13 protein-coding genes are annotated in these 20,776 nt (G+C 40.5%); 9 read left to right on the forward strand and 4 right to left on the reverse strand.

Annotation, left to right across the window (positions count from 1 at the left end; translation table 11 throughout):
- Complete coding sequence (locus QQL36_RS27175) at positions 1–531, forward strand: DUF1349 domain-containing protein (protein WP_321567430.1); 531 nt, start codon at positions 1–3, stop codon at positions 529–531.
- A gap of 431 nt (positions 532–962) precedes the next feature.
- On the opposite strand, the gene QQL36_RS27180 is transcribed toward QQL36_RS27175, so the two are convergent.
- A complete protein-coding gene (locus QQL36_RS27180) occupies positions 963–1,982 on the reverse strand; it encodes a sialidase family protein (protein WP_321567431.1) in 1,020 nt (339 codons plus the stop codon).
- A gap of 664 nt (positions 1,983–2,646) precedes the next feature.
- On the opposite strand from QQL36_RS27180, the gene QQL36_RS27185 reads away from it, so the two are divergent.
- From QQL36_RS27185 to QQL36_RS27195, 3 genes are all read left to right on the forward strand, one after another.
- Positions 2,647–3,204 carry a hypothetical protein gene (locus QQL36_RS27185; RefSeq protein WP_143709042.1) on the forward strand — a complete coding sequence of 186 codons (558 nt, stop codon included), beginning with the start codon at positions 2,647–2,649 and terminating at the stop codon, positions 3,202–3,204.
- 181 nt (positions 3,205–3,385) lie between these two features.
- Positions 3,386–4,789, forward strand: coding sequence for a rhodanese-like domain-containing protein (locus tag QQL36_RS27190; protein ID WP_321567432.1), 1,404 nt, complete (start codon positions 3,386–3,388; stop codon positions 4,787–4,789).
- 570 nt (positions 4,790–5,359) lie between these two features.
- A complete protein-coding gene (locus tag QQL36_RS27195; protein WP_083727633.1) occupies positions 5,360–6,346 on the forward strand; it encodes a DNA/RNA non-specific endonuclease in 987 nt (328 codons plus the stop codon).
- Positions 6,347–6,356: 10 nt separating this feature from the next.
- Here the strand turns inward: QQL36_RS27195 and mgtA are convergent, their stop codons facing one another.
- A complete protein-coding gene (gene mgtA, locus QQL36_RS27200; RefSeq protein WP_321567433.1) occupies positions 6,357–8,897 on the reverse strand; it encodes a magnesium-translocating P-type ATPase in 2,541 nt (846 codons plus the stop codon).
- A 452-nt stretch (positions 8,898–9,349) separates the two neighbouring features.
- Here mgtA and QQL36_RS27205 point away from each other — a divergent pair, with 452 nt between their 5' ends.
- The 5 genes from QQL36_RS27205 to QQL36_RS27225 all read left to right on the forward strand — a co-directional run bounded on the left by QQL36_RS27205 (position 9,350) and on the right by QQL36_RS27225 (position 18,813).
- Positions 9,350–10,381 (forward strand): response regulator, encoded by a 1,032-nt coding sequence (locus QQL36_RS27205; RefSeq protein ID WP_321567434.1) that lies wholly within the window; start codon positions 9,350–9,352, stop codon positions 10,379–10,381.
- Positions 10,382–10,693: 312 nt separating this feature from the next.
- Complete coding sequence (gene glgP / locus QQL36_RS27210; RefSeq protein WP_321567435.1) at positions 10,694–14,656, forward strand: alpha-glucan family phosphorylase; 3,963 nt, start codon at positions 10,694–10,696, stop codon at positions 14,654–14,656.
- Positions 14,657–14,680: 24 nt separating this feature from the next.
- Positions 14,681–15,529, forward strand: coding sequence for a hypothetical protein (locus QQL36_RS27215; RefSeq protein WP_321567436.1), 849 nt, complete (start codon positions 14,681–14,683; stop codon positions 15,527–15,529).
- Between the two features lie 567 nt (positions 15,530–16,096).
- Entirely contained in the window at positions 16,097–16,672 is a 576-nt protein-coding gene (locus QQL36_RS27220; RefSeq protein WP_321567437.1) for a hypothetical protein, read from the forward strand.
- 161 nt (positions 16,673–16,833) lie between these two features.
- Complete coding sequence (locus QQL36_RS27225; RefSeq protein WP_321567438.1) at positions 16,834–18,813, forward strand: SEL1-like repeat protein; 1,980 nt, start codon at positions 16,834–16,836, stop codon at positions 18,811–18,813.
- 127 nt (positions 18,814–18,940) lie between these two features.
- On the opposite strand, the gene QQL36_RS27230 is transcribed toward QQL36_RS27225, so the two are convergent.
- Complete coding sequence (locus QQL36_RS27230) at positions 18,941–19,693, reverse strand: SDR family NAD(P)-dependent oxidoreductase (protein ID WP_321567439.1); 753 nt, start codon at positions 19,691–19,693, stop codon at positions 18,941–18,943.
- Between the two features lie 80 nt (positions 19,694–19,773).
- On the reverse strand, positions 19,774–20,727 hold the full coding sequence (locus QQL36_RS27235) for a helix-turn-helix domain-containing protein (RefSeq protein WP_321567440.1): 954 nt from the start codon (positions 20,725–20,727) through the stop codon (positions 19,774–19,776).
- Between the last annotated feature and the right edge of the window lie 49 nt (positions 20,728–20,776).

Raw genomic sequence — 20,776 nt, forward strand, 5'->3', positions numbered from 1 at the left:
ATGAAATGGATGAATGAACCGGCCCAATGGGCTGGTGATAATCAGCAGCTGTCGATGACAGTAGATGCTGATACAGACTTCTGGCGTGTCACGCATTACGGTTTTATACGTGATAATGGGCCGTTTTATTACGTGGAGCGGGAAGGTGATTTTGTAGCCAGTGTGAAGGTGAGAGGGCAATATCGGGAGCTTTTTCATCAGGCAGGCTTGATGGTGCGGCTTGATGAAAAGAACTGGATCAAGACCGGCATAGAGTATGTGGACGGGGTGCAAAACGTAAGTGCTGTAGTCACACGGGAGGTATCTGACTGGTCTGTGGTACCCAGGAATGATAGTCCGGATGCGCTCTGGCTAAATTTGTTGCGAAAGGGTGATTATGTGGAGATCAGTTATTCATTTGATGGAAAAAGATATGAGATGTTGCGGCTGGCTTATTTTCCGCCGGGAGGAATAGTCCGGGTAGGGCTTGTGGCCGCTGCACCGGGTAAGGAATCATTTTCAGTGTTGTTTGAAGATTTTCGGGTAAATTAAAAGAGGCTGTCAATAGTTATTTTTGCCTGATTTTATTCGGGTACCTTGTAGCAACTGCTGCGCAAGCAGATGAAAGTTGCCTGCAAGAGTTTAGCTATACGAAAATATCAATGGCAAGCCCCCCGGCAGACATGAAATTCATGAATGTTAATCTGAGTTTTCAACATCCACCTTTACTGGGTATGACATAGATCACGTTGCCTGAAACTAATAAATTAAAGACCTTATCTTCTACAGAAGGAAGTAATAATTTCCATGTTTTCCCCTTGTCTGATGATCTGAAAATGCCGTCAGGATGAGCACTAAAGAAGTCTTCACCAACCTGGACAATTGAAGTCATGAAGGCTTGCAAACAGAACCAGAAGAATAGAAATTTAAAGATGGCGCCTCAATTACTTTTGAGACGCCATCTTCTTTTTTATTCAATTAGTTCAGGGAACTTCTATTAAATAAGGCGATTCGTTGGTAGTCCCATTTGCATTTGCCTTCTCTATATACCTGTCAGCAGATGGTAGAGCATAAATAATATTGGTATTGGTCTTAGCTTTGTAAATTGCTACACTACCAGTAGGACTGATAGAAGGTCTTCTGGATGTGTATGCAAGCTGTCCGGATGCAGTCTTGATCTGGGCAGGTGTAGTCCAGTTAACCAGATCGTAGGAAAACGTAGTTTTAAGCTGGCCATCCAGGTCCATCCCAATGATAGTCGCTGCAATTGAATTAGGGGGAGTTGGGTTAATTTGTGCTGCTGCGGAGTAGCGGAAAAACCCAAAATTCAACTGTGAACCCTTTGTCCAGGTTATTCCATTTGAAGACGATAAAATGGTAAAAGCAGGAGCCGGAGTAAGGGTGCTGCAATACAGGATATTGATCCCGTAGCCAAAAGTAAATATAAATGGATCACCATAGGATGTATAAGGTAAACTCACCTCCGTCCAGTTTTGTCCATCTGAACTGTAAGAATAATAGATAGGAGTTGAATTGTTGCCGAGAACAAAAGTAGGACTTGGATATGCCAGGAACATTCGACCTCCGAAAGTACATGCAGAGGCATCACCAGATGTGCTGGCATTATTTCCCAGCACTACAGCCGGAGCCCAGGAATCTCCCCTGTCAGCACTGTAAGTATAATACAGGTTATTATTTGTCTTTCCCCTGTGAAATTCATAAATAGCGCCGTTGAAGACAGTCGCAGCAGGGCTGCCCTGGGTTGTTTCACCATTGTTAATGAGGCTGGATGTCCAGTTAATGCCATTATTGCTTTTACCGCTGTAGACATTGTAATTATTATTACTGGAACCCTTGTAATAATATCTGAAAAATTCAGAGCTCAGGGTAGCATTGCTACTCGCAATCAAATTGTTACTACTTAGCTTTTCGGTTTCTTTCTTTTGGCAGGATGCTAAAGCAATGGTTGCGTACAGCAGAATAAAAATTGAGTTTTGGGTCATGGTGAGACGTTAAAGGGTAACTAAAAATAAATTTCAGTCGTAAGTTGCATCACCAAAAATTCACTGCCAAAATTAATTAGCCGAACCCCTATGTTTTTGAGTAGAAGAATTAGTTTGGAAGGTATCTACCGATCCTATCTCCTGGCTTGAAATTTTATAATTATCGATCTACTTGAGACAATCTGTCAATAATCAATAATATTTGATTTGAAAACTTACCGGCAGCGACCACTAAAAGCCTTATAGACAATCGATTTGTAAGGTTTTTTTATTCCCACGAATACCATTTTTATCTGTTCTATCCACATGCAGAATTGCAGCATCTTTCATCGCTATCAAATGGTGGCACAATTCCCCCTATGAACCCTAAACCAATTTCCTATGCACATTTTAGAGAACTGTCTTAACTAAGCATCCAGGTTAGATGATACTGATCCAACCACCTTTGAGAAATTCGATAAAGAATAGATGACAGCAACTAATTGACACTATTAATTCCGCTCTTAAGGATAAATAAATAGACAAGGGCATTAAACAAAAACGCAACAAAGTCAGGGGTAACTGATCTGCTGATAGTATTAAGAAAAATTGGTACCTTGGCTCCCCATAAATCAAAATCAGGTGTGAAATCCTTAACCTTCATGCCCCTAACACTAACTTATATATGAAAAGACGTAGTCTAATTCCCCTATTATCCGTACTGTCCGGACTAATGTTTGTTATCTTCATGATATCCTGCGGTAAAGATGGCGCTACAGGTCCTGCTGGCCCTGCTGGACCCGCTGGTGATAGCTCCTCCGGCACTGTAATTTATTCCGAATGGCTGGATGTGACGTATAAGCCCGACACCATACATAATGCTAACGGTAGTATTGATACGATAGGCTTCTATGCCATTATTGAGGCACCAAAACTCACCCAGGCACTGCTGAGTACCGCAGATGTAAAAGTATACGTCAACACTAATGATGCAAGTGATCCTGTCATTTTTCCGTTGCCTTATAATGCCAGATCAGGTATTTACATCGACGTCACAGCTTACACACAGAAGATTCAGTTGTATTCCAATGCGAACGTGGGTACCACATTGGCCAATGATGGTAAGAAGTATCAACAATACCGGTACATGATCGTGCCCGGCAATACTGAGGCAAGATCGGCGGCTTCGGTAAACTGGTCCGATTATGCCGAGGTAAAAGCGAAACTCGGGTTAAAAGATTAAAAGGAAAAGGCTGTCTCAAAAGGGAGGCAGCCTCTTTCTTTATTGGGTGATCCTTGCTCATACTAGATCCCAACGTAAGTACTATCCTGCAGAGGAAAGCACAAATGATCAGATCGTCTAAACTAATCACTGAATGTAAAAACAGGATACATTTTTGCATTAAAAAGAAAAACTAAACACCATGTATTTTCAGCACATTTATGATAAAAGCCTGGCTCAGAGCAGTTACTTTATTGGATGTCAGAAAGTTGGTATAGCTGCTGTAATAGATCCTAAAAGGGATGTGGATACTTACCTGGAAATTGCACAACAGCAAAAGATGAATATTACCCATATCCTTGAAACGCATATTCACGCTGATTTTCTCTCGGGATCCCGTGAACTGGCATCACTGACAGGTGCTCAAATGTTCCTGTCAGATGAAGGAGGCCCGGATTGGCAATATGAATTTGATCATACAGGCGTAAAAAATGGTAGCATCATAGAATTGGGCAATCTTAAATTTGAGGTTCTACATACTCCCGGACATACACCTGAAAGCATCTGTTTTTTATTGACTGACAAACCAGCAAGCGATGCGCCAATAATGCTATTCACTGGTGACTTAGTTTTTGTAGGAGATATAGGCAGACCAGATCTGCTCGAAAAAGCTGCTGGTCTGATAGGCACCCAGGAAATCGGCGCTCATCAACTGTTTATCTCGCTGAAAAAATTTGCTGCATTACCGCCCTATGTACAGGTCTGGCCTGCACATGGTGCCGGCTCTGCCTGTGGGAAAGCCATTGGTTCTGTACCTTCTACTACTACAGGCTATGAAATGATAAGAAACTGGGCCTTCCAATTCCAACAAGATGAAGAAGGTTTTGTAAAATACCTGCTGGCAGATCAACCGGAACCACCAAAATATTTTGCAAAGATGAAACAGCTCAATAAGGTAAACCGCCCATTGCTGACAGAGGTCCCCATCATTAAAGCGCTCGACAACAACGAACTATTATCTGCATTAAAGAAAGGTTACAAACTGATCGATACACGAGACAAAAGCATATTTGCCACCGGATATATTCCCGGCAGTATCAATATCCAGGCAAATAACTCCTTTAATACATGGGCTGGTTGGTTCCTGGATTATGATACACCTTTTATGTTAATAGCTAATCCCAATGAACTGGATGATCTGACCAGAAAATTAATGCGAATTGGCCTGGACAACATTTACGGCTATATTCCGGACATAAATGAATGGGTAAATGCCGGAGGTCTACCAGAACAGGAAACCGTGATCTCCATTAATGAGTTTAAGGAACTTTATTCTAATAATGATATTCAGATAGTAGACCTGCGTGGTGCGACAGAATACAAGTCCGGACACATCAGCAAAGCGAATAACTTATTTATCGGCCACCTGCCTGAAAATATGAATAAGATCAGCAGGGAAAAAAAAGTTGTGATTCATTGCCAGAGCGGCGACCGCTCTACAATCGCTTATTCATTATTGGCAAGGGAAGGATTTAAAAATGTACTGAATTTTTCAGACGGCATGAACAAATGGATACAGGATAATAATCCGGTTGAGCAGCAATAATCTCAAACATTTCTGAGAATAAAAGGAAGGGGTATTCTTACGGAGAATACCCTTTTTTGTTGCCTGCAATTCAACGGGATTTTTACATCTATTCGATCTTCAATAGTATTAATCTTCTTATGTGATTACTCAATACCTGTTTTGTCAACATGCAGGATAACAGAATGCAGCCAACAACTGTTGAAGGAATATATACAAGCCTGAAGACGGATAACTGGCTAATTGAAGGGGGATGGATCTATGGCATTGCTCCAAGAGGAACATACAAATGGTAGACTGTAGCTGGTTCCATGGGCTTATATTCGCATGGAACCAATGCCAGCAATGGGAATTAATCATATTCTTAAAAAGGAAATGTTTATTCGCAGAAATTATCGCATATTGCAGCCCGAAATTAACTTAAACGATTAAACTTTCTTTGTACCAAAGAAGTGAACACTAAAGAATAATATGCCACAAAAAGGAATTACCATCACACCATATTGACGCCATATCCTCGTCTATCCTAAGGACAGCAACTGGAATTTCACATCACATACCATCATTCAAATTTCTAATACAAGCCAACTAATGAAAGAAAAAAAATTATTATCCCTCGCCGTTACAGTGGCGCTGATAGTATTTATAACTTGTGTAAGGCTGAGAGAATCATCAGGAAATAAGACGCCGGATAAGCCTAAAAAAACCAATACAACAAAATCTTCCCACAATACCACAAAGTCATCTCAGGGTACAACCGCCTCCCGGACAATTGTACCTTCATCATCCGAAAATTGTGATACACACGTAAAGAACACCAGCGATAACAATCACCTATTATTGGGCAATCCGTCTGATGCACAGCCATGTATGGTGCTTGTCAACAATTATCTTATAGACAGAACCTATTATGTTGCGTCTTACAACAGTCAGCGCGGTACTCCTAACTGGGTAAGCTGGCATCTGGATGCCAATGATCTTGGCAAAACTTACAGAACTGATAACTTCAGAGAAGATCCTGAGTTACCACGCAACTTTTATCATGTAGAAGGCACCGACTATATCAGCTCCGGTTTCGACCGCGGACATAACTGTCCTTCCGGTGACCGTACCAATAATACCAGCGCTAACGAATCTACCTTTCTTATGAGTAATATGATTCCACAGGCGCCCAGGAACAACAAGCGTACATGGGCTGGCTTTGAGGAATATACAAGAAACACACTCGTGAGCCACGGCAATGAATGCTATATCATTATGGGAAGCTATGGCACTGGTGGGACCGGATCAAAGGGCAAGGTGAAAACAATCGATCAGGGGAAGGTGACAGTACCTACCCGCATCTGGAAAGTGGTAGTGGTTATTCCTGCCGGTGATAATGACCTGGAACGTCTCTGTAACAGCAATGTTACTATCGTAGCTATCGATACACCGAATAATGATAAATCGATTGATAACAGCTGGAGGAAATATATTACCTCTGTGAAAGCGATTGAAGATTCAACCGGTTATCATTTATTATCAAATCTGCCAAAGAAAGTGCAGCTGGCATTGAAATCAAAGGTATATGTTCCGTAGGTGCAGAACATCAATAATACTTATTCATCACCTTCCTGTAAAACCACTTCTTCAACAATTCAGCTGACATTATATACCCCAAAATAACCAACAACATCCAACCATAATAACCAATTGACAATTTTTCAAACCCCATCCAGAAAGCAGTATGCGTGAACGGGAAAACCAATACAAATAAAACAATAAAACCCGTAGCTATAGTTAAATACCTTCCAGGTAAACTTTTGAAAAATGGTAACGGCGTACGCACAACCAATACTATTAACGAAGCAGAAATAACTGATTCAATGAACCAACCTGTCTGAAATTGCTTTTCGTCAGCATGCAATACATTCAATAAAATACCAAACGTAATATAATCAAACACAGAACTGAGCAAGCCAAAAAAAATCATAAATCGCTTGATAAAATTTAAATCCCAATGCTGCGGCGACTTTATAACAAAATCATCTACTTTATCAAGTGATATCGTCATCTCCGGTAAATCTGTCAATAAATTGGTAAGCAGGATCTGCTTAGGTAACAACGGTAGAAAATTCAGAAATATAGAAGCACCTGCCATACTAAACATATTCCCAAAATTGGCACTTGTAGCCATAAAAATATACTTCATCGTATTAGCAAAGGTCTTCCTGCCTTCAATTATACCTTCTGTCAATACATCCAGCCCTTTGCTTAATAATACGATATCAGCAGCTTCTCTCGCTACATCTACCGCGGTGTCAACCGAAATTCCAACATCCGCGGCATGCAAAGCTGACGCATCATTTATTCCATCTCCAACAAAGCCTACCACATGTCCCGCCTTTTTCAGATTAAGCACAATTCTTTCTTTCTGATTTGGCTCAACCTCCGCAAAAATATCTACTAATGGTGCCTCATGTAATAATGCAGCATTACTCATTTTTTGTAATTGGGCACCGGTGACAATTTTAGGATCCACAATACCAATTTCTATCGCCAGACTATTTGCAACCAGCGCATTATCCCCGGTAATAATTTTGAGCCTGACACCCAATTTATTTAACTGTCCGATCAAAACCGACACATTCTCCTTGGGTGGATCAAATAATAAAATAAATCCTAGAAAGATCATATCATTTTCTTCCGCCTTTGTAAAGGGTTCCCCCACATTCAGCCGTTTATAAGCGAGCCCCAGTGTACGGAATCCCAACCTGCTAAATTGCTCGTATTGCTGTAGAATAGCAGGTTGACTTTCCTTCATGGATAATAATGTGCCATCTTTCCTCTCAACCTGACTGCATATAGATACCATAACAGTTAAAGCACCTTTGGTTATCACCAGGTTTTCTCCTTCACGCGCCACCTGTATTGTTAATCGCTTTCTGATAAAATCATAAGGAATTTCTGATATTACGGCAAAACCAGCATTTACGCCATGCCATGCCTTACAAATTGACTCATCAATAGGGTTCCGGAACCCTTGCTGCATTGATGCATTCAACCAGGCATATTCTAATACTTTTTCGCTATGTACACCAGCACTATCCAATGTATCCTTTAAGTTAACATGTCCCTCAGTAACTGTCCCGGATTTATCAGAACAAAGAATGTCCATACTACCCATATTTTCTATTGAAGACAATCGCTTAACAATTACCTTTTTAGTGGCCATTCTCTTCGCACCCGCTGATAAGTTAACACTGATTATGGTAGGAAGCAGTTGTGGTGTCAACCCTACAGCAAGGGCCAGGGAAAACAATAGAGAGTCAAGTACATCCCTGTGTAGAAAAACATTAATAGCAAAAATAGTTAATATTAATAGCAGTGTTATTTCCATCAGTAAATAACTAAACTTGCGGATCCCCCTTTCAAAATCAGTCTCAGGAGCTCTTTGTAATAAACCCGCGGCAATTTTACCAAACTCAGTCTGCCTACCCGTTTTAACAACAATTGCAGTCGCTTTCCCACTAATTATATGCGCGCCCATTAACAATGTATTGCTTCTTTGAGACAATGGAGTATCCAACGGTAATATCCCGCAAGTCTTTTCAACAGGATAGGTTTCACCAGTAAACGCAGCCTCATCTACAAATAGTTCCTGCGATTCGATTATTTTGCTATCTCCAGGAATAATATCTCCTGCTGTTAAATATATAATATCCCCGGGAACAACATTCTCTATTGGCACTTCACGCTTCTGTCTGTTCCTTAATATTGTGCAATTCAGGTGCACCATCTTTAATAATTCCTTTGCTGCATTTACCGCTGCGTTTTCCTGCCAAAAACTTAATATACTACTGATACATAAAATGATCAATATAATAATTGTATTTACCACATCTCCCAAAAACAATGATAGTAACGCGGCCACAATAAGAAGGATCGTAATTGGACTTTTAAATTGAGATAGAAACAATAGAAAAGAAGTTTTCTGACTGGTTTCCCTTAAACTGTTAGCCCCATACTTTTCTAAACGCTGAGCAACCTGCTCATCATTAAGCCCATCTTCTCCTCCAGATACCAATTTAAATACTTCCTCTTTTGTAAGACTCCAGAATTTAATCCCAAATTCACTATTATTATCCATACAAAATTATTTTTGACGATCCGGTATAACAACAAACCTACTGGTATTGACAGCCAATTAATCTCAAAAAAATGATCAGCATCATTCTATAAATTGATAATAAAATATTAAGGTAATTCCTTACTCCCCCAAAAAATAATAATATATAAATATGTATTCATGAAAATTTTCAATCTTATCACGGATTTAAGATGCCGAATTAAATTCATAATTAATTGATAATCTGATTAATTATGATTATCTTAGTTCTTCAATGATCCGCTTAATCCATGTTTCATATAAGCGCAAATATGAAATTCATTCCTCTCAGACCTTTCAGGATTTAATAATAGAAATTACATCTGCAGATATATTATAACAGGAGGCCATTTCAACGATAGTATTTACCTATTACATGCAGATGGTGAATATATTAGACCGCTTTTATTGTTAATGAAATTAATCCATTACTAATGGCGACTATACTCATTATTGAAGACAATACTGAAATAAGAGAAAATATTACCGAAATACTGCAATTAGCCAAATACGATGTAATTGAAGCAGAAAATGGGAAAAAAGGTATATTACTGGCAGAAACACACAATCCCGATCTTATATTATGCGATCTAACCATACCCATCCTGGATGGATATGGTGTGCTACAACTCCTGAATGCAAGGAAACTTCCTCACCAGATCCCTTTTATAATCCTTACAGCCAGATCAGAAAGAAATGATATAAGAAAAGGAATGGATCTGGGTGCTGATGATTATATTATAAAACCCTTTGACCCCGGAGAATTACTAACTTCCATTGAATGTCAATTGAATAAGAACAAGATTCACCCTATCATCCACAAAGAAAAAATGTTAACCACTGAAGAAATTATTTCGCTCCTTGTAAAAGACCGCAACATTCATAAATACAAAAACAAACAAACTATTTATGAAGAAAGTAAAAGACCTGCTGCCTTGTACTTCATTATAACAGGAAAAGTAAAAAGCTTCAAATCCAATGATGATGGAAAAGAACTCATAACCGGGCTATACAACGAAGGCGACTTTTTAGGGTACTGCTCCCTCCTGGGTCACGAACAATACAAAGATTCTGCCGCCTCTATGGAAGTAACTGAAATCGCTGTTATACCAGCAGATGATTTTTACACAATCCTCAATACCTACCCTCAATTAACACAACAATTCATCTGGTTATTAGCAAAAGACATTAAGGAAAAAGAAATACAACTCTTAGGAATCGCCTATAACTCCCTCAGGAAAAAAACCGCTGAAGCCCTGCTTGCTATGTACAAAAAATTTAATCCCGATGGCGACCATTTAATACCCATCTCTATCAGCCGCATAAACATGGCCGCAGTTGCAGGTGTTGCAAAGGAATCTTTTATCAGAACCCTGGGTGATTTTGAAAAAGAAAAGCTGATTGAAATGAAAGGTAGTGATCTATTCCTGCTTGCACCTGAAAAACTCACCCGGATTATCAATTAATTCCACAGCCCACCACCATAATGATGCCTTCGCTCAATAACAATTATAATTTCACTCATACCACCCACCCTAAAGCCAGACTCAACATATAATAAGTGCTGATAAGTACATACATTATCCTGAAGGTAACTATTCCCTTTCCTATGCGTTCATTATCTACTCCTAAATTACACCTGATCATTCACTAAAATGATAATGATCATCATTATAAAAGATGACTATTAACAACAAAATGATCACCATCAGCTAACCATCATCAACTTTTACACGGATAATAAGTTATAACTTAGAGTACACATATGTACAAAACTTATGCAACCTCCCCAAACACCCCTCCTATTCCCGGATTATCTTTTTGAGATAAGCTGGGAAGTATGCAATAAGGTAGGTGGTATTTATACAGTGATCAGCACAAAAGCATCCTTCTTACAACAAAAACTGGGCGACCATTATATTTTCATAGGTCCTGATCTCCTAAAACGAGATGGACAAAATACAGGCTTTATTGAAGATAAAAACCTGTTTAAGGTATGGAGTGAAAAAGCCGCCACAGAAGGGCTTAAAATAAAAACCGGACGATGGGATATAGCCGGATCTCCACTGGTTATCCTTATAGATTTCACCACCTTCTACGATAAAAAAAATGAAATTTTTGGAGCGTTATGGGAAAAATACAGGCTCGACTCCATCACAGGAAAATGGGACTACATAGATCCCGCATTGTTTGGTTACGCAGCCGGAAATGTTATAGCCAGTTACTACCAGTTACACCTTAATGCTACTGATAAAATAGTGGCGCAATTTCATGAATGGATGACCGGCGCAGGTATTTTATATCTTGAAAAAAACATTCCGCAGATAGCCACAATTTTCACCACCCATGCTACCGTACTGGGCAGAACCTTGTCCGGCAGCGGAATTCCAATGTATGCCTCAATAAATCAGATCATACCTGATGAACAGGCTGCAACATACCAGGTGACCGCCAAACATTCTCTTGAAAAAACAGCCGCCAACACTGCCGATTGCTTTTGCTGCGTAAGTGATATCACTGCCAGCGAATGCACCTATTTCCTTGGCAAAACACCAGATATCATTACACCCAATGGTTTTCAGGTATTACCCATAGCCGAAAATCAAAAAACCATTTCACGTCATAAGCTCTTATCAGTCGCAGCTGATATACTAAAGGAAACTTTGCCTGACAATACCCTGCTCATCATAAAAAGTGGCCGGTATGAATTTCATAATAAAGGTATTGACCTCTTCATAAATGCAATAGGCACGCTAAAAAAACAACCACTTCCACTCAAAATAATAGCATTCCTTTTTATCCCTGCAGCCCATGTGCCGCTAAATGAACAAACAAAGGATACGACATTAAAAGTAGCAACCCATCATCCATATGCACCGGAAAGAGATGACATATGTCAACTGCTGCGTCAAAACAATCTGAATATACCTGACCATTCAAATATCAGCATTATCTATGCCCCTGTTTACCTGGATGGTAATGACGGTGTATTCAATATGCAATATTATGACCTCCTGCAAGGGTTTGATCTCGCTATATTTCCCTCCTTCTATGAACCATGGGGATATACCCCATTGGAAAGCCTGGCTTACGGAATACCAACCGTCACCACAGATCTGTCTGGCTTTGGTCAGTCAGTCAACCAGCTGAACCCTGCTGAAAGAAAAGGCCTTTTTATTCTGCCAAGAAAACATATCAGCGATGATGTTGCTACAGACCAGCTGGCCGGATATATCAGTCAGTTCGCAGGCACTCCTCTCCCACTTAGGGTAGAGTTGAGTAAAAGCGCATTGCAGCTCAGTAAATATTATCAATGGCCCGCGCTACTTGAACATTACTTTCAGGCATATCATCTTGCCCTGGAGGAAAGCCAGCAAAGAGAAGACTTATTTAGAAACAAACCCCGCACGTTACCCGCAGATGTTTCTTCCTTTCAGGAATCAGTCCCTGCATGGAGAGAAATTCATATTTCGAATACACCAGCACCTGCGTTGAATACCTGCCGGTTATCCGGCTATGATAACTGCGACGACGACCTTACTGTTGCCTACTTCTGTATGGAATATGGCATTGAATCTTCCTTTAGAATTTATTCAGGTGGGCTGGGCATACTGGCGGGAGATTATTTAAAGACCGCCAGTGATATGAATGTAAGACTTATGGCAATAGGACTGTTTTACAGGGAAGGATTTTTCAGACAACAATTATCCGATACAGGCATACAGTCAGCAATTAATGACCAACAAGACCCTGCCAAACATCCACTTGAAGAAGTAAAAAACAGTGATAACCAACCATTGCAATTACTTATAACCTTTCCCGGAAGGCCAATACACGTAAAGGCATGGAAGATACAAATAAATAAAACATCGCTATTCCTGCTGGATACGGATGTTATTACAAATAATGAACAGGACAGGCTTATCACCTCCCGGCTTTACCCTTCAGATAAAGAACAACGCCTGCAACAGGAAATAATATTAGGCATCGGAGGTGTATTGTTAATCCGGGCGCTGGGTCTCCCAATTGATGTATACCACTGCAATGAAGGGCATGCTGCTTTTATTGCATTGGAACGTATCAGTAATGTAATAAAAGACAACCACCTTTCCTTTGAAGAAGCTTTCGAAATAGTAAAAGCCTCCCAGTTATTTACTACGCATACCTCTATGGCAGCATCAATTGATACATATAGCGAACCACTATTGCATAAATACTTTTCAGGTCTGCAAGAGAACTATTTTATCAGCTGGCAACAGTTCATGAAATTGGGAAAAACAAACCCTTCAAACGACAACGAAGAATTTTCAATGTTCACGTTGGCTGCCAGAACTGCACAGGAAATTAATGCAGTAAGCCGTATACATCAATATGTCACAGCCGGTCTGCTCCATGCTGTATGGAAAGATATCCAGCCTGATGAACTACCACTTACATACATCACGAATGGTATTCATATACCTACCTGGGCAGCAGAACAATGGCAACACCTACTACAGGAATGCGGCATTGACATCAAAACAGGCAATGGACCATGGGGGAAAATACTTACTATACAGGATGACCGGATCTGGGCACTCAGACTCAATGCTAAAAAACAATTCGTTCAATCATTAAGATCCCTGCTGGATAAACAACAATCCAGTCACCATCAGTCACAGGAGAAAACTAATGCCATCACAGAACTGCTGCAACCCGACACATTATGCATTGGCTTCGCCAGACGCATAACCGGTTATAAACGATCTGATATCTTATTTCAGAACATGGACAGGCTCAGACAAATTATTTCAAATACCCGGCAACCAGTAGTAATAATTTTTTCAGGTAAGGCACATCCTGCAGACACAGATGGTCTCCGTATGCTACAACATATTCATACCAATACCAGTGATCCACATATAATTTTCCTTGAAGACTACGATATGGACATTGCACGTATGCTTGTACAAGGAGTTGACCTGTGGCTAAACTTTCCTGTCAGAGGCAAAGAAGCTTCCGGTACCAGTGGCATGAAGGCCCTCATCAATGGCGTATTGAATTTTAGTACCCGTGATGGCTGGTGGGCAGAACAATATGCCGGAGACTGTGGCTGGGCATTAAAAGAAGACGCAACAAATCCGGAAATACAGGATTCATTGGATGCTGAAGAAATATACAACATGCTTCAACACGAGATCATTCCGCTCTATTATAAAAGGAATGAAAATGGCATACCAGTAAATTGGGTAGCCATGATAAAAAACAGTATGACCAGATCAGGGCAGGCTATATCCATGACTACTATGCTGTCAAAATATAATTATATCTATAAAAAATTGAAAGACCACACCATTGTCCTCCGCATGAACAATTACCAACTGGTAAAACACCTTGCAGAATGGAAAGATAAAATACGGAATGGATGGGATAGCATTAAAATTGTAAAAGTAATACCAGATAAACAACAGGTTCTTTCAGGAAAAGCAGGTGAACAATTACACACCTCCATTACCATTGATACAGGCATATTAAAATCAGACGATATTGGCGCAGAGATCTTATTTACACTTAAACATCCTGACACAGACATGCTGTTCAGGAAAACACTCCAGTTGTGCCATCAGCAGAACAATGAATCAACGTTCAATGCCGAAGTATTATTACAATATTCAGGTGAATACAAATTCGCATTCAGAATCTATGCAAGATACCATTCAATGATTTACAAAACAGATATGCCATATGTTAAATGGGCATAGCTCCTCACCTAAAAAAATAAAATCATGAAAAAGACGATCGCTGTAATTGATGCTGTAAACTATAAGGAAGAACAGCTGATTGCAATTACAAATATTTTAAACATGGTAGAAAATGACCTTACAATTCTGATGATAGAAGATACTGCCAATATTAATTCCCTGCTGACCACAGGTGGTATTGAAGCCTTTGCAGGAAAATATTATGATGTCCTGTACAAGTCTGAAAAAGAAAAACAACAGCTGATTCAGGACAATACAACAAAATTGAAGAAGACATGCGAAGAAAAAAACATTACCTGCACCATTAAAAACATTATGGGCATAGCGGCAGACAGTGTCATCCTGGAAAGCCGCTTTGCTGACCTGCTCATTATCGGAAGGGAGCTTTCTTTTCCGGTTATATATGACGGAAACCCTACAGTTTTTGTAAAAAACATACTTACACAGGCACAATGCCCCATAATCGTATTACCTGATATTCCACCGTCTGTAATTGGGGTTGCATGCTGCTACAATGGTACTTATTCATCTATGTATGCTATAAGAGCTTTTGCCGCCATCTTCCCACACCTCATCGAGAAGAACTGTGAGATTGTTTACGAATATGAACATAATAATCAAAAAATCCCCTACGAAAGCCAGTTACAGGAATACCTCAAATCTTACAAAGCACATTCCAGGCAAATAATACTCTCCGGTGCTGTAGGCCATACGCTGCAATCATATCTTCATTCAAGACCTGAGCTGATAAGCACATTTGGCGCTTATGGAAGAAACGGAATTTCACGTTTTTTCAACCACAGCAGTGCAGAAAACATCATAAGAAAACTGAACGGGGCGATATTTATTACACATCCAGGTGAACACATCTAAAAACCTGTTTTTATGACAGAAAAAATGAGTTGATCTGGTGCGATAAAATAGCGAAATTTTAAGGAAATAACTGATGAAAACAGGCTTCTGCCAAATGCTCCCATTATGGATAGCATCAGTTATAAACAAAAATTTCTCATAATATTCATATCTAAATGTGAGCGATGAAAACTGCCTGAGTAATTACCTTCAGTACAGATTCACCCCGGCTTGCCTTAAATAGGGTAGAAATCATATCTCGCCCATAAGCGCCCATCACAATAAATGCCTTATCTCTGTGCAATAGTGTATCTAATAAACCGGCTCTCACCTTTCCTTCTGATGAAAAAAAATCCACATTGGTTCGTGAGATAACCAGGGTCATTTCTTAATAGCTCGATATTTGTACAATCAGACTTCCTACCTAATATTGTCCATTCTATTTGCTCATTAGTAAAAGCCATAGCATTGGACTCCACGGGTTAAATAATATTTATCATTAATACATTACCCCTTCCATAACTTCTAATTACCCAAACAGCCGGGAAAAAATCCCCCCATTTACCAGATATGACGTTACTTTGTACCATGCTACAAATTCAGGACCTTATCCAGGCAGGACAAATTGAAACTGCGATCCGGGAAACGGAAACAACGCTCGGCCAACTTTCACCAACCGACTTCCATTACGTGATCGGCAAAGACCTGCTACATCTAAAAAAACCATTGACAGCATATTTCAACTATGTTTATACCATCCTGACGGAAGACGAAGAACTGGACATCAAGGCCCTATACCTGGAAATGAATAGTTTTACCACACAATACGACCAGTGGTTCCTGCATTTACTGGCTTACGAATCACTTATGAACCGCGACACCCCCGACTGGCTGGCAGATTTCAGTGGAGAAGCCCCCAAAACCCTTACCATCACAGGCTTTGAACCACTGCAGGAAGCCAACAAAAAGTACATGGAAACCGAAGGCTACCGCAACGATCAATTGCGGCAGGCATGCGAATTCCAGGAATATCTCGTCATACTCCGGGTGCAGGAACTCGTGATTGAAACCATTAAGGATAACAAAGGAAAAGCTCCCTGGGCAGAAATTCCTGTTTTCGTAGGGGCGCATGATTATGAAGATCTGATCTTTATGATCCATTAGTTCTCTTACCCTTTCTCCTCCTTTTAAGGATGCCTTTTCCAGACCTGCCAGGTCTTGTTATTTAACACCTGATAAAAATATTAAATTAACAGCGGGAAGCGTTCGTTCCCGCTGTTAACCTTATATGATAGCCCCATGTAAAGAATTCTTACCTTTGCTCCATGTCGCACAGCGTATTTTTAAGTAACACCAACTCCCCTTCAGGAAAAGACAGGAACGATATAATGATGATGGAATGGGAGTATGAGATGCCACTGTTATTACAACCTTTGTTAATAAGTGGAGGCTTCATTGAAAATGACATTTTATATTATGATGCCAAACCCGGTATCGAAAACCTGAAAAGATTTTACAACTTTCTGGATGCTACAAAGTCTCTCATTAACAATAAAAGCATCTTTACAGCATCAAAAAACAAGCTATTTAAATACCTCGACGGCCTGGAACAGCCTTATTTTAGCATGGATGCCCGGAACGTATTCAATATGGATGAGACACCGCATAACGAACAGGCGGCTATCTGGCTGGCAGATATTGCGTATAACAATGCAATGATCACCAGTGCCATGGACAACAACGACATATCCCTGTTGTCTTACAACAAGCTCAAGCATGTAAGCATGGCTTTTCATTCATTTGCTGAACTGCTGAACTACGGGGACTATAATTATGGATGGAAACACATCCATGAAGAATCGGGAAAAGAAGAAATTTACTATGAGAATGGATTATGGGGATTAAAGAGTGCTGATGGAGCAATATTGCTGCCTCCTCAATTTGATGAATTTTATGAATTCAGTGAGCAGGATATTGCGGTGGTAATGAAGGCGCAGAAATATGGCTATGTGCACAGATCTGGCAAGGTCATAGTCCATCCGGAATGGGATGAGGCCTATGATTTTGATTATTCTTATCTGGCGATTGTTCAGCGCAATGGTCTTTTGGGACTGATCAACGTTTCGGGAGAAGTTGTGGTTGAACCAACATATGAAAACATTAATAAAGTCGGGTACAATGGTCAATACATTGCACAAAAGAATGGAAACTGGGGTATACTGGCGGAAGATGCAACAGTGATCATCGATTTCAAATATGAAAAAATAGAACTGTTGCATGAAAATGTATTCATGCTACTAAAAGATGGTTTTTACAGTCTTACTGAAGATGGTGAGCAGTTCGACCTGATAGTACGTAAAGCCCCTCCACAGGGCTTTGCCTGGGCTATCAAGGGGAAGGAAGTTTATCTTATAGATAAATATGGGATATCAAGAGCAAATAAAGATCTGGTACAACAGGACGCCGAAAGTAATGGCTACAGTTTTTATTATGATAAGGTAGTGCGTGACAGGCTGCTGGCATATGCAAAAACCCCTGATGAGGAAACCGTTATAGATGTCTACACACCGGTTGAAGAATTGTATAATATTGGCATAGATGCTTATAACAGGCAGGATTACCAGTCAGCAATTTATCACTACACGCTTGCTGCTGAAAAAGGATATGGTTATGCGATGAACAACCTCGCGCATATTTATTACATGATAGAGGGATATGTAGATGATGACAAAGCATTTTACTGGTATGGGAAGGGAGCTGCTGCCCGCAATACAAATGCGCTCAATGGATTGAGCCTGTGTTATCAGAATGGCATAGGAACGATCCCTGATATAGAAAAAGCCATTAACCTATTGCAACAGGCAGCGGAAGATGGTCTGGCAGCGGCACATAATAACCTGGGATTTCTGCTTTATGATACAGACCCGGAGCAGGCACTATACCACTACCACCAGGCAGAGAAACTTGGAGAACCGGATTACGGTTGGCTGGGATACCTGTATGAAGAAAACGGAAATTTTGAAATCGCCCTCCGGTACTACCAGAAAGATGCATCTGAAATTGGCGCGTTTAACCAGGGAATTTTTCACCAGCAGGGATTAGGTATAGCAAAAGACATAAAAGCGGCAATAGGATACTTTAAAACAGCGATAGAGGCTGGTTATGACAGGGGCCATATTCAACTGGCCCAAATATACCTGTTTGAAGAAGGCTTTATCGATAAGGATCAGGCAAAGGCACATATTGCAGCGGCAGAAAAAGCAGGTCTTGAAATCCCTGATGAATTAATACAAGGCAGTCTGTGAAGCCGCAATTATTGTGATCTGCCACGCAGAACAGGGGGTGGCTCGGTTTACCACCCCCTGTTCTCATGAAACCCATTGATCGCCCTGATTCTTTTACCAGTATTCAGGCTTAAACGTATTGCCAGATTTACAACGACACACCACCAGTTACTTCAATACGCTGACCATTCACCCACTTAGCATCATCACTACAAAGGAAAGCCACCACGCCACCTACATCATCAGGCAGACCTACACGCCCCAGCGCCGTTATTCCTTCCACAAATTTGCGCATACCAGGATTGTCATCCATCGCACCACCACCAAAGATGGCCCCAGGCGCCACAACATTTGCAGATATCCCCCTTGCGCCCAGTTCTACAGCCAGATATCGGGTATACACATCCATTCCGCCCTTCATGATCCCATACACGGATACTCCCGGATAAGAAATTCGCGATACGGCAGATGAAATATTGACAATCCTTCCACCATCCTGCAACAACGGTAACATTTTTTGAGTAAGGAAATAAACCCCTTTCAGATGAATATTCATCATCTCATCAAACTGGCTTTCAGTTGTAGTTGTAACAGGCGCCTGAAGACTTGTGCCCGCATTATTGATCAGGAAGTCGAAGTGGGTCGTTCCAAATGTGGTGTTCAATGATTCGCTTACCTGCTGCTCAAAAGCATCGAAACTTTTTATGTCCGATGTGTTGACCTGCAGAGCTACAGCCTTGCGCCCAAGTGCCTGAATAGCTCCTACAGTTTCCTCTGCACTCGCCTTGTTGCTGAGATATGTAATGATGATATCGTTGCCTTTCTGTGCCAGGCTTATTGCAATATTTTGGCCTATACCACGGCTGCCGCCAGTTATTAATGCAATTTTTGAAGAGCTCATATGCTGTACTATTTTTGATTTAAAAACAGTACAAAATTCCGCCAAACGATAAATATGTACAATGGCAGCACCAATCCATTTTATGTATAATTCAAACTTTTGGTTTGTGCGCGATATGCCCCGGGTGGAATAGAAGTTTCATTCTTAAAGAATTTTGCAAAATGCGCAAAGTCTGAAAAGCCCAAACTATCTGCAATTTCAGCGATCGTCCAGTTTGTCTGACGCAAAAGGATCTGCGCTTCCTGTAAAATTCTTCCTGCTATCAATGCAGATGTCGTGAGGCCAGTGGTTTCCTTCAATATTTTGTTTAGATGATTGACATGTATGGATAGTTTGTCAGCATAATCTTTTGCAGCGCGGAGCTCTACTTTCTGGTGAGGATTTTCCAATGGAAATTGCCTTTCCAACAACTCAATAAACAGGGAGGTCGTCCGTGCAAAATTGCTGTGATTGGGATGAAGCATTATTTTTGACTGTAACTGTTGGCCCAGGTGAATGAGCTCAAGCGTGTAAGCTCGCAGCAGATCATATTTGTATGCATAGGTAGAAGCAATGGTGGTCTGCATCTTCTCAAAAATGTCTTTTGCATTTTTTATATCCCCTTTCTGCAGCTGAAATACAGGATGTTCCGGCGATTTATAAATAGGCAGCTCATCCAGCACTACCCCACTCCGTGTTGGATGAAGAAACGCTGATGTGAATACACAAAACATCCCGGACTGACGTTCCTGTGGCAACCACGTTACAGGACTTTTAGGCGTGGTAAAGACCAGGGTAGGCTGCGAAAGCTGTATGATAGTGTTATCAGGATATTCAATTTTTGAATGACCCAGCAATAGACTGACTTTATAGTAAGTGCGGCATTGATAAGGTTCAGTGGGTCTGTTCTGAACAGTCTGCCGGATTTTAGACAAATTAAACACGTTAAAGTGGCCGATCTCATTCTGAATACCCGGAGGCAACAAGGCACTTAACTCCAGAGGAGAACCGGAAGCGAAGCGTTGATCAAGTTCATTCAATGAAACACTTTTCATAACTTTCATTTGTAAAAATCAAAGTTATGTCATCTTCTTCACAAAATCC

The organism is Chitinophaga sp. LS1 (assembly GCF_034274695.1).
In the GTDB taxonomy this organism is placed as follows: Bacteria; Bacteroidota; Bacteroidia; order Chitinophagales; family Chitinophagaceae; genus Chitinophaga.